At 52.7% G+C, this 12161-nt stretch carries 11 protein-coding genes; 5 read left to right on the plus strand and 6 right to left on the minus strand.

Annotated features, from left to right (window positions below; translation table 11 throughout):
- Positions 1-315: 315 nt before the first annotated feature.
- Together LJE94_16760 and LJE94_16765 are read left to right on the plus strand one after the other, a co-directional pair.
- Positions 316-1827 carry an SDR family oxidoreductase gene (locus tag LJE94_16760; GenBank protein ID MCG6911753.1) on the plus strand — a complete coding sequence of 504 codons (1512 nt, stop codon included), beginning with the start codon at positions 316-318 and terminating at the stop codon, positions 1825-1827.
- A gap of 38 nt (positions 1828-1865) precedes the next feature.
- Positions 1866-2363 carry a lipocalin family protein gene (locus LJE94_16765; GenBank protein ID MCG6911754.1) on the plus strand — a complete coding sequence of 166 codons (498 nt, stop codon included), beginning with the start codon at positions 1866-1868 and terminating at the stop codon, positions 2361-2363.
- Between the two features lie 242 nt (positions 2364-2605).
- Here the strand turns inward: LJE94_16765 and LJE94_16770 are convergent, their stop codons facing one another.
- Entirely contained in the window at positions 2606-3820 is a 1215-nt protein-coding gene (locus tag LJE94_16770) for a methyltransferase domain-containing protein (protein ID MCG6911755.1), read from the minus strand.
- 212 nt (positions 3821-4032) lie between these two features.
- Entirely contained in the window at positions 4033-4932 is a 900-nt protein-coding gene (locus LJE94_16775; protein MCG6911756.1) for a LuxR C-terminal-related transcriptional regulator, read from the minus strand.
- A 257-nt stretch (positions 4933-5189) separates the two neighbouring features.
- Here LJE94_16775 and LJE94_16780 point away from each other — a divergent pair, with 257 nt between their 5' ends.
- The 3 genes from LJE94_16780 to LJE94_16790 are packed head-to-tail and all read left to right on the plus strand — an operon-like array spanning position 5190 to position 8498.
- Positions 5190-6437, plus strand: a complete 1248-nt coding sequence (locus LJE94_16780; protein ID MCG6911757.1) for an FAD-dependent oxidoreductase — start codon at positions 5190-5192, stop codon at positions 6435-6437.
- Positions 6434-7195 carry a DUF1365 domain-containing protein gene (locus LJE94_16785; protein ID MCG6911758.1) on the plus strand — a complete coding sequence of 254 codons (762 nt, stop codon included), beginning with the start codon at positions 6434-6436 and terminating at the stop codon, positions 7193-7195. Before LJE94_16780 ends, LJE94_16785 begins: the two co-directional genes overlap by 4 nt.
- 19 nt (positions 7196-7214) lie before the next feature.
- Positions 7215-8498 carry a cyclopropane-fatty-acyl-phospholipid synthase family protein gene (locus tag LJE94_16790; GenBank protein ID MCG6911759.1) on the plus strand — a complete coding sequence of 428 codons (1284 nt, stop codon included), beginning with the start codon at positions 7215-7217 and terminating at the stop codon, positions 8496-8498.
- Positions 8499-8511: 13 nt separating this feature from the next.
- Here LJE94_16790 and LJE94_16795 read toward each other — a convergent pair whose 3' ends face one another.
- From LJE94_16795 to LJE94_16810, 4 genes are read right to left on the minus strand one after another with little or no spacing between them, the layout of a single operon-like run.
- Positions 8512-8847 carry a hypothetical protein gene (locus LJE94_16795; GenBank protein ID MCG6911760.1) on the minus strand — a complete coding sequence of 112 codons (336 nt, stop codon included), beginning with the start codon at positions 8845-8847 and terminating at the stop codon, positions 8512-8514.
- Complete coding sequence (locus LJE94_16800; GenBank protein MCG6911761.1) at positions 8844-9887, minus strand: cyclopropane-fatty-acyl-phospholipid synthase family protein; 1044 nt, start codon at positions 9885-9887, stop codon at positions 8844-8846. Before LJE94_16800 ends, LJE94_16795 begins: the two co-directional genes overlap by 4 nt.
- Complete coding sequence (locus LJE94_16805; GenBank protein ID MCG6911762.1) at positions 9884-10684, minus strand: DUF1295 domain-containing protein; 801 nt, start codon at positions 10682-10684, stop codon at positions 9884-9886. Before LJE94_16805 ends, LJE94_16800 begins: the two co-directional genes overlap by 4 nt.
- A 42-nt stretch (positions 10685-10726) precedes the next feature.
- Positions 10727-12118 (minus strand): MFS transporter, encoded by a 1392-nt coding sequence (locus LJE94_16810; GenBank protein MCG6911763.1) that lies wholly within the window; start codon positions 12116-12118, stop codon positions 10727-10729.
- Positions 12119-12161: the final 43 nt, after the last annotated feature.

The raw sequence follows: 12161 nt of genomic DNA on the forward strand, positions 1-12161 counted from the left end.
ACATCAACCGCCATCAAGGAGGAAAGACCATGAATAAAACAGACAACTATATCGAATCCGACAAAGAGAGAGAAGAAGGCCACGTGGACACCCGTGAAAGAAACTTCGAGTGTGAAAACAAGGATCCTCACCTGGGCTGCAACCTGGGCATCGATGTGGCCGGATAAGATTTCAACCAATCTGGGATTCTGTCACGGCATCCCCATCCGGTCTGACTGATCTAACCTGGCAACCATTGCCATGACGGAACATTTACAGTAAGAAGACATCTTCCAGAGCGCATCGCTCTGGAAGATGTCTTTTAAGGACGTGGCGATGGATAAATCGATTGTTCTCGTGACCGGCGCCACCGGCTATGTAGGCGGCCGACTGATTCAAGCCCTGCTCGACGCCGGTTATCACGTACGGGCCATGGCTAGAAACGTGGGCAAAATGAATGCCCGGCCCTGGGCCAACCACCCCCGTCTTGAAGTGGTCCAGGCAGACATCTTCGACCCGGACTCCCTGACCCTGGCAGTCGCTGGCTGCCGGTGGGCCTTTTATCTCATTCACTCCATGATTGCCCGAAAAAGCCGGTATGTGAAGGCTGACCGCGAAGCGGCTCACAACATGGTCAAGGCAGCATCCGGGACCGGTTTGGAAAGGATCATCTATCTCGGCGGCCTGTCCGCCGGCAATAGAACACCGCTGAGCCAGCATTTGCAGTCCCGCACCGAAGTCGCCCGGATTCTGCAGAGTGGTCCGGTACCCACCACGGTACTGCGGGCTCCCATGATTCTGGGGTCCGGCAGCGCGTCCTTTGAGATTCTGCGCTACCTGGTGGAGCGCCTGCCCGCCATGACGACCCCCCGGTGGGTCAGGTCGCTGAACCAGCCCATTGCCATCCGGAATGTGATCGAGTACCTTGTGGGTTGCCTGCAGCACGATGAAACCAAGGGCCAAACCTTTGACATTGGCGGCCCCGACGTAATCACCTACCGTGAACTGCTGGACATTTATGCTCAGGAAGCCGGGTTGCCCAAACGGTTGATTATCCCCCTACCGGTGCTGACCCCGACCCTTAGTGCTTTGTGGATCCACCTGGTAAGCCCGGTTCCCAAATCGATCGCCCTGCCTTTGACCCAGGGTTTGACCAGCGATGCGGTCTGCAGCGACGATCGTATCCGGTCCATCATTCCGCAAAGGCTTTTAAGCAGCCGTGAAGCCATTCGGCTGGCCCTTGACCGCATCCAGCAGGAACGGGTGGATACCTGCTGGATGGATGCAGGCCATGTACCCGCACCTGAATGGGCCCACTGCGGTGATGCCGAATGGGCCGGGGGAACCATCATGCGCTGCGGTTACCGCGTTCGCTTGAAAGCGACCGCTCGCGATGTCTGGAAGGCGGTAAGCCGCATCGGCGGCAAGAACGGCTGGTATTTTGCCGACTTTCTTTGGCGGCTGCGCGGGTTCATGGACCGCCTGGTGGGGGGCGTCGGATTGCGGCGCGGACGCCGTCACCCCACGGAAATCGGCGTGGGCGACGTGCTCGATTTCTGGCGGGTACTGGACGTCAATCCGCCCCATAAGCTTGTGCTGACCGCTGAAATGAAAACCCCCGGAGAGGCCCTGCTCGAATTTGAGATCATACCGTCATCTAATGGAGAGGTTGAGTTTCGCATGCTCTCCCGCTTTCTACCCAAAGGTCTTTCCGGCATTCTTTATTGGTATGCCCTCTACCCGTTCCACGAGTGGATTTTTTACGGCATGCTCAAGTCGATAGCCAAGACTATTGGCAAGCCGATTACTGCAGGGCCGGAACGGTATTTTGCCAAACGCCATAAATAGAAAAGGAGATACCGATGAAAATAAAAGTCACATCGGCGATGGTGGCGACCTTCTTGCTGCTTTTGGGATGTCAATCCACCAAGCCCATATACACGGTCAACCATGTCGACTTGGAGCGGTTTATGGGTGACTGGTACGTGGTTGCCAGCATCCCTACATTCATCGAAACGGATGCCTACAATGCCATCGAGTCCTATCAGCTAAACGCTGACGGTACCATTGCCACGACGTTCACCTTCAACAAGGGTGGGTTCGATGGAAAGCTCAAAACCTACACCCCCAAAGGATTTGTGGTCGAGAACACCGGCAATGCCGTGTGGCAAATGCAGTTTATCTGGCCGTTCAAAGCGGAATACAGGGTTGTTTATCTTAGCGATGATTATGGACAGACCGTCATCGGACGATCCAAGCGGGACTACGTCTGGATTATGGCCAGAACACCATCCATCCCGCAAGATGATTACGATCGCATATTGACGTTTCTAAAAAATGAGGGGTATGCCCTTGACAATCTGCGCAAGGTTCCTCATCAATGATCAGGAGAAGACAGCATGCTCAGCATTCATGGCGTACACCTGTCCTTTTCAACCGCCTCTGCCGACGGTGTCGATGCTGCCGGAACATCTTTTATCCCGGTCGTCATACACATTCCGGTATAATAGGGTTTGGCGTAGAATTACGTTGAGGTCCACAGCTGTAAAAGATACCCCATGGGAAACTTAATTTCGGAACGGTTTTTTGCCAAACGCTATTATCCCGATACATGTTAACGCTTGCCTCATGACCGTTGGCCCCAGACGATATACACCGGATCCGAGCGCAGCATATCCGGATAGTATTTGTCATTGTGCGGACGCGGCAGACCGCGCATGCTGTACGTCTGTAAATTGGTAAATCCTTCCGTACAACTGAACAGCTCCAGCACCATGCCCATACGCTCGAATTCATGGATTTCCTTCCAAACCTTCACGGCTTTTGGCTCAAACCATCTGTTGCTGAAGGCAACCAGGAAATACCCCCCGGGCCGCAGTACGCGCAATACTTCCTCGAAAACCGCCATTGGATCCACCAGATATTCGATGGAAACCGTGTTGAGGACCGCATCGAAGGACTCGCTTTCAAAAGGGAGGTTGACCGACTGGTTCAGATCTTGAACCAACACATCGCTTAAGAGAGGATTGCGTCTAAGCTCTTTTTCATTCAACCCCAACCCTGTAAGCCGGTCCAGCTTAAGGCCCTCTGGCAGGTGCGACTGCCAGCTGCTCATCAGGTCCAGCACCTGCATGCCGTCCTGCACAAAGCGGCCATAGGTGGCTTTGATAATTTCGATGGCCGTATCATCGATGTGCTGAACAAAGCGGGGTTCTTGATAGAAACGTGTGTCCGCTTCGGAATCCTGGCGAAAAAAGGCATCGTGGCTGAAAAAACTGCTGGGCTTGTCTCGCCATCTGGCCTGCATCCCGGGCCCATCGGTCAATGCCGCCAACCAATCGACGCTGGTGCCGCCGCGTTCCAGTTTCTTGGGGGCGATGTTACCGATCAAGGCGGAAAGGGAAAGATCCCTTCCCGCCAGCGGATGATTGAAATCCACGGTCATATGACCATTGTTCAGATGGACGCATCGAAAAGGCTGCCTGTTGGCGGCAAAAACGTTGCTGACATCCCTCAATAGTCCTTTCGGGTAGAACCGGCCCATCGCCGGCCCGGCAGCCGGGCGCTCAGCAAAAGGATTCCCGAACTGACTTCTTTTGATTTCAAATAGATTGCTGCTCTTTGCTGCCGGTACAAGGTCCTCCGGTTCGACATGAATATCGATCATCTCTCCTGTGTGGCGGCCCACGATGGCTTCCAACACAGCTGCAGGCATATAATCGCGCCAAATGTTGACCCCACAGGCATGGTACACATCCGTATGTGCCGCTGAATCGCTTTTCCACTTCAGGTGAAACATCAGATCCACAAGGGTTTCGTCGCTTATGTTTTGGGTGTCCATATTCACGTCCTCATTCTTCGTTTTATGGTTGGTATTTCAGTTCTTGGTTTATTAACACTCTAGCCACCCATCGCCAGATTGCAATAATAGGATAAATAGGTTTATATAGGGGGTTATAACCCTTATTATATTTCATCTAAACCAAAGGGTTACGCTTTGATATATGGTCGGGCGAGTGAATATGTTTAAGCACCCGTTTCACGGGCGGTTGGTTATTGAGAAAGGGAAAGCAGGTAGGACCTGAGATTCGTGCGTTTGTTGCGTAGACCGAATTTTATTCTCAGGTTTTTACGGTGAAAGTTAATGGTGGTTTCGGCCACATTGAGGATGTCGGCAATTTCCTGACTGGTCCTGCCGTCCTTGACCAGGGTGGCGACCTGCATCTCCTGGGGTGTAAGTATCAAACTGGCGTTGGCGAGCCGTTGCAGCAAGGGCGAGATGATGTCCTGCAGGTGGCGGTCGACAATCTCGACGAGGGTGCGATCTTTGGCTTTCAGGCGGGCATTTTTTAACTTTTCGACATACGGCAGGACGAGATCCTTGACATTGTTTAATACTTTTCTTTCCAGATCCAGTCGGTCTTCCTCCCGCTGTTTTAAAAGAACCTTCATGGCGATGTTGGCCTCTTCCAGGCTTTGCTTCTGATCGATCAGCGCTTCCTGGCTTTTTTTCAGCGCTTCCTCGGTCAGCTTGAGGGCCGTGATCTCCTCGTGGCTGGCAACGACCCTGACCGGACCGTCTCCGGCCATGCGGATGGCGCGTATGTAGTACCAGTGCTGCCCGTCTTTTGAATGGCAAGGATAATCGTACAGGAATTCCTCGATATTTCCGCTGATAACGTCCCGGATGCCTCGGGCCACTTTGCGGGCATCCGTCTCATCACTGCCCTTACTTGCATCGCAGATATCCAGATAGTTGGTCCCGCGGGCATCGTATCCATCGGGCATACCGTTTTTGACGGCAAATTGGCGCCAGGCAGTATTGGTTTCCAGGATAACGCCGTCCTGGTCCAGAATGGCGATGTGGGCGGACAATGAATTGAGCACGGTTCTGGCCAATTCGTCCTTGAATAGATCGTTCTGTATGTCTTCCTTTTCAAGAATATCGCTCATGACACCTTTACCTCTTATTTTAATGATATGATACACGATTTGCTCCTTTCTTTCAACCCGGGATATTAGGCCGACTTGAACTTCAAGCCAAAATGAGATACATGTTTCGGCAAAAGAGAATTGTCTCCAATTGCAAATCAAGTCACACACGAGAATCGGTGGATTCTCATATTTATCAGATGGTTCGACACCGGAATAGGGAGTGGCGCTGTTCGTCATCAAACTGAAAAACGAGTCAACGGGTTAAGGAGGAAACCATGCGCATCGCCGTCATTGGCGCAGGCATTTCCGGCCTGACAACTGCCTATCTTCTCAGCCAGGAACACGAAATCGTTGTATTCGAGGCCAACGACTATATCGGCGGCCACACCCACACCGTCGATGTGGAAGCCAATGATGGGCAGACGTACGCCGTTGACACGGGCTTTATCGTCTTTAACGAAAATACCTACCCGAATTTCATGGCATTGATGCAGCGCCTGGGCGTGACGTGGCAGCCGTCCAATATGAGCTTCAGCGTTCAGTGTCAAAAAACCGGGCTATACTATTCTCCCAGTACCGTGAACAGTGTCTTTGCCCAGCGAAAGAACCTCCTGCGACCTTCTTTCTATCGCATGCTGAGCGATGCCTTGCGTTTTCGGCGCGAGGCTTCTGAGCTGATCGAAACCGACGACTACAGCGTAACCCTGCAGGCCTATCTGGATAAAAAGCGCTACAGCGCGGCTTTTATAGACAACTTTATCATCCCCATGGGCGGAGCTATCTGGTCAGCCGATCCCTTTCAGTTCAGACAATTTCCCGCACGCTATCTGGTGGAATTTTTCAACAACCACGGCGTTCTGAACATTGGCGACCAACCGCAGTGGCTGGTGATCAAGGGGGGCTCGCGGCAATATATCCAGCCCCTTACGCAGCCCTTTTCCGAGCGTATTCATTTAAATACACCGGTACAATCGATAAAACGGTTTGAAGACCACGTATCCATCACTGCCAAAGGAGAAACAGCGTCGTTCGATCAGGTCGTTTTAGCGGTGCACAGCGACCAGGCGCTAAAGATGCTGGCGGATCCGACAGAAATGGAACAGGATGTACTGGGCGTTATACCTTACCAGGAAAACCTGGCGGTATTGCACAGGGACGCATCCCTGCTGCCGCCGAAAAGAATTGCCTGGGCCAGCTGGAACTACCATATTCCTAAGAACGAGAAGGGACGGGTTGCACTGACCTATTACATGAACCGCCTGCAAACCCTGAATGCGCCCGAGGAATTCTGTGTCACCCTGAATATGCCCGAGTCCATTCACCCGCAAAAAACCATTGAATCGCTCATCTATCATCATCCGGTTTACGATCCCAACAGCCTGAAAGCCCGACGACGTCAAGATGAATTAAACGGGCAAAACCGGACCTATTACTGCGGCGCCTACTGGGGCTATGGTTTTCATGAGGATGGCGTCAACAGTGCCCTGGCCGTATGCGAACATTTCGGGAAACACTTGTCATGACCAAGAGCTGCATATACGAGGGTACCGTTCGTCATAGACGCTTCCAACCCCGTGCCAACACGTTTCAATACCGCTTGTTTTTCATGTATATGGACCTTGAGGAACTGCCGACCCTGTTCGACATCCATCCCTTGTGGTCCTATGAAAAATTCAACTTCGCCTATTTTCGGCGCCGCGACCATTTTGGCGACCCATCCATTCCGCTGGATATTGCTGTCCGGAACCTGGTTGAAAAAAACCTGGGGTCTCGTCCAGACGGGCCCATTCGTTTGCTGACCCACCTGAGATACTTTGGCCACTGTTTTAATCCGGCCAGCTTTTACTACTGCTACGACAGGGATGATGTGCATGTAGATGCCATTGTGATTGAAATTCACAATACACCCTGGGGGGAGCATTTTTGCTATGTGCTCGGTGCAGAGGACAACCTGCACCCCATGAAGGACTGGCGCCGGCACACGGCCGATAAAGTCTTTCATGTGTCGCCTTTTATCGATATGGACATCCGCTACGACTGGCGCTTCCGGCTGCCGGGTGAAACCATTGGCGTCCACATCATCGACTATCAGAAGGATATGCGGCTGTTCGATGCCACCCTGGCGCTCGAGCGCCGCAGCCTCGACCGGCGGATGCTGTCCCGGGTTTTGCTTAAGTATCCGGCGCAAACCGTCAGGGTGATCACACTGATTTATTGGCAGGCCCTGCGCTTGGTTCTTAAAAAAACACCTTTCTTTACCCATCCCCAAAAGAAGGAATAGTCAAGGAAAGGACGCGACCATGACTGAATTCATCATACCCGCCGAAGCACCCGCTTTGAACGAACTGAAAACCAGCCGACTCGATAATTTGGCCCGTCGGACAGTTTTTTCGATGATGGTCAAGCTTAAGTACGGTCGCATCCGCATTGTTGAGGATAACCAAAGCCATTTATTCGGGAGAACGGATTCTGCCCAGCCGCTGGAAGCGACCCTCACTGTAAATCACCCCCGGTTTTATCGTCGCATATTGTTGAGTGGCAGCATTGGCGCGGCAGAGGCCTACATGGAAGGGCTTTGGTCAGCTGATGATTTGACAACGGTCATGCGCATCATGGCCCTCAACCAACCGGTGTTTGCCGAAATGGAAAAGGGCCTGGCACGCCTGACAAGGCCTTTATACCGCGTTTACCACTTTGCTAAAAAAAACACCAAAATAGGCAGCCGGAAAAATATACTCGCCCATTATGACCTGGGAAACGACTTTTACGCCCTGTTTCTGGATCCCACCATGACCTATTCCTGCGGCCTTTTTGAAACGAAGGGGAGCACCATGGAGGAGGCCTCGTTTGCCAAGTACGATCGCATTTGTAAAAAATTACAGCTGAAACCAGGCGAACGGGTCATGGAGATCGGCACCGGGTGGGGCGGGTTCGCCCTGTATGCTGTCAACCATTTCGACGTACACGTGACCACCACCACCATTTCCGACGAACAGTTTCGTTTTGCCAATGAACGTTTCCGACGAGCGGGTGTAAAGGATCGCATCACACTGCTTAATAAGGACTACCGTGATTTGAGCGGACAATACGACAAACTGGTTTCCATTGAAATGATCGAAGCGGTTGGACATCACTACTTTGACATATTCTTCAAGACTTGCAGCCAACTGCTCCGTGACAACGGCATGATGCTGTTGCAGGCCATCACGATCCGTGATCAAGAATTCAAGCGCTATATCCAGAGCGTGGATTTCATCAAACGCTATATTTTTCCCGGTGGCTGTTTGCCTTCCGTCGGATCCATGGTGGACGCCCTCACCCGCACAACAGACATGACGCTTTTTCATATGGAAGACATCACCCCGCATTATGCCCGTACCCTCAGAAAATGGCGCCACCGCTTTTTCAAAAACATCGACCACGTGCGTGCAATGCAATTTCCGGAAACCTTTATTCGCATGTGGGAGTATTATTTATGTTACTGCGAAGGTGGGTTCAGCGAACGCTACATCGGTGATGTGCAGATGCTCTTGACCAAACCGCTCTGCCGAAGGGCGTCGCTCCTGACGCCCCTTGAAGAGTAGCCGTTGAGAATGGTCAGGAAAAATTACAAATCATGCTGTCCCAGGCGTGATATGTCTGACTGGGCAGACCTGCCTGCCGTGCGATACGAGGCGGCACGGCAATCCCCGAGGCGAACTGGGCATAATTGACAAAGGTCCGTCCGTCAATGCGTACCTTCATGCCCTTGAGGGGGTGTTTCAAGGGAACGATCGCATGTACATTGCGGTATTTTTCCCCGGCTTCTTTGAAACCCAATTCATTTGCCGTTCGGGCCAGGCTGACCTCAAGGTAATGCCGTGACCCTTTCTCAATAAGGTTCTGGTAATCCTGGCCAATTTTTGTCAATATGCTTTTCAGGTCAGAATTCATTTTGAACCTCCTTTCTTTCGCAAAAGATAGTGCGAAACCAGCCACTCCCGGCCCTGACCATACCCCCACAGCTCGGCAACGGCCATGAAAAAAATCCGCCATCTCTGCAGCCAACGCCGGGCGTCCCGCTCACCATAGACCTTATGCATGATGGGCAGGATCTGTTTTTCCCGGGCGTCAAGGTTGCGCAGCCAGGCTTCGGCTGTTTTCTGGTAGTGCCGGCCATTCAAGCGCCAGTGTTTCTCCACTTCGAGGTGGTCCTGGATCCGATAGATCAAATCATCTGAGGGCATCATGCCCCCGGTAAAAAAGTGCCGCCCCATCCAGTCGTCCTCCCCTCTAATTTCAAAGAAGTAGGGGAATTGATGGTGGGTGAAAATATGCATGAAAAATTTACCCCCGGGATCCAGCCATGTGTCGATGCGCTTTAACAGAACAGGCCAGTTGCGCATGTGCTCGAACATTTCCACGGATACCACCCGGTCGAAGCGCATCTGGGTTTCAAAAAGATTCATGTCGCTGGTGATGATCTCCAGATTGCCGATGCCCTGTGATTTAATACGGGAATCGATGAAAGCCTTTTGCGGCCTGGAATTTGAAACCGAGGTGATGCGGCTGTTAGGGAAGTGCCGGGCCATCCACAAGGACAGGGAGCCCCAGCCGCACCCCAGTTCGAGAATCGCCTGACCGTCGGAAAGCGCTGCCCGCTCAACGGTTGCCTGCAGCATTTTTTCCTCGGCCTGATCCAGCGATTGCGTGCCTTGCGGCCAATAACCGCTGCTGTATTTCAGATGGCGTCCCAAAACCGCTTCGAAGAAGGCCGGTGGGAGCTCGTAGTGCTGCTGGTTGGCCTCCTGGGTGTTGATGGCGATCGGGCTTTGACGCATCTTCTCTACAAAAGCGTTTTTGGCTTCATCCAAGGCCCTTCCTTCAGGCACATGGATTTCCCGTAACCGTTTTCGATCCAAGCGACGTATCCCACAGCGCACAAGGCTGTCCGGGATCCAGCGGCGCTCGGCGAGTTCCAGGGCAATACTCATGAGCCAACCTCCTTGGACTTCTTGGGAAACCAGGGAACAAAGGCGTTGGTTCTGGCGATATAATCGTTGTAGCCCGGTTTTGTATGCACAATGGTCTTTTCCATCAGGGTCACACCCGTCATCTTCAACAGCACCGTGGTTATCACCAACGGACTGACCACCGTCCACCACCCGGCTGGCGTTGACAGGGCAATCAGGAAGATGCCCCACCACATGAGCGACTCGCCAAAATAGTTGGGATGTCGGGAATAGGCCCAAAGCCCCTGATCCATGACCTTGCCCTTGTTGCCGGGATCGGCCTTGAACCGATAAAGCTGCTGGTCGGCAACTGCTTCGAATATAAAACCGACGATCCATACCAACAGCCCCAGGACGTCCCAGGCGGTGAATCTGTCCGGGACAGCGCTGAGCTGTGCCCATTGCAGAGCAACCGATATGATCCATAGAAACACGGCCTGCAGAACAAACACCTTGACCAGGCTCACCAGCCAGAATCGGTCGCCGCTTTCCCGTCGCCAGGCTGCATAACGCGGATCCTCGCCATGCCCCCAGTTGCGACGGCTCAAGTGCAGGCTGAGCCGCAGGCCCCACAAACTGACCAGGAGGGTGATCAGGATCCGGCGACCCGCAAACCCATCGGCCATGCCGAAGGTCAGCCAGGCAATCAGAACAAACCCCACACCCCACAAGGAGTCCACATGGGTCACGTTCTTGTATATCAGGCTGACGACCCATCCCAAGAGCATCATGGTCAGGACCGCCAGGAAGTTGATCGTCAGCATGTCGATGGTTTCCATATTCATTCTCCTCGTGCAGCTCTTTATCATTTGAGCCCCGTATTATGTTGCCAAAGGGTCAACAACACTTTTACCGCTGGCTTTGTCCTGAATCGCTTGCCTTATTTGGGCATGCAGCAAGTTATCGATTGGGTACAACAGCGCTATGGCCAGGCCTATCAGATTCAGGATTGACGGTATCAAAGCGTAAAGTACCCTCAACATGAATTGGACGTTTTCCGTCTGCTCGGCATTGGGGACATAGCCTGCCATGCCCAGGAGGGCAAGACCGACACCGATGCCCACAGCTGCGGCCATTTTCTTGCAAATCGACCACCAGCCGATATATTGACCCTCGCGCCTTTCACCGGTCAGCAGCTCGTCATAGTCGATCACATCCGCCTGAATAGCGGACGGTATGGCCAGGGTGGCACCGAACCCGATGCCTGACAGGAAGACCAATGTGCCATATATTACCTCGTCGCCTGGGCCCAGAAAAAAAACACCTAAAAAGGCGCCGCTGTTCACCGCCATGGATGCCAACCAGGCAGCTTTTTTTCCTGTCCGACGCGACATCCAGATCCAGGCCGGCAGAAAGATGATTCCGGTTACAAAGTACTCCATCAAGAACAGATCTGCCAAATCGGATTGCAATACATACTGAACATAAAAGAGGATGAGGGTGGCCGGAAGATTGTTGCCGACAGCACTGATGGTGTAGGCCGCCAGTAGAATGACAAACGGTTTGTTTCGCATCACCTGACGGATTCCCGACCCCAGACCAAAGCTGCTGGCCTTTGGCCCGGAAGCCACCTCTTTGATGGACAACACACACCATAAGGCGGTTCCAATCAACAGGGGTGTATAAAAAACCGATATCCAGAAAAACTTGGCTCTTTCACCGGACGGATCGCTGGGAAGCCCAAACACCCATTGAATCAACGCAGGCGAACTGGCGGCTGCCAGGGTTCCGGCAATCAGAAATCCATCCCGTATACCGAACAGAGTGGTTCGCTCGTGATAGTCAAATGTGATTTCAGGGCCCAAAGACTCGTAGGGAACCGTCACAACGGTCCAAAACAGAAACAGTGCGTAGATAAACACCCCAAACCAGATTGTTTCGAAAAATGGTGACGCCTGGGGCGGGTTAAACAGCAGAAACATGGCCGCTGCTATGAAAAATGATCCTAAGGCAATGTAGGGGCGCCGCCTTCCGAAACGGGTTTTTGTACGGTCAGACAGATACCCAATCAACGGGTCGGTAACCGCATCGAAAATGCGGACGCTGAACAGAATATATCCCAGGAGGGCTACATTGATACCGACCACGTCTGTGTAGAATTTGGGAATGTACACATACACCGGTATACCTATTACGGCCAGGGCATAGGCCGGAGCTGCGTAGGCAATTTTCTTGCCCATGGAAACGCTTGTGGGAGGTCCCTTATCCATCATACCCCCATCAACTGGCGTTTGAAAGACTTGTTCATGGGTTTAT

This window comes from Deltaproteobacteria bacterium, assembly GCA_022340465.1.
Classification (GTDB): Bacteria; Desulfobacterota; Desulfobacteria; order Desulfobacterales; family B30-G6; genus JAJDNW01.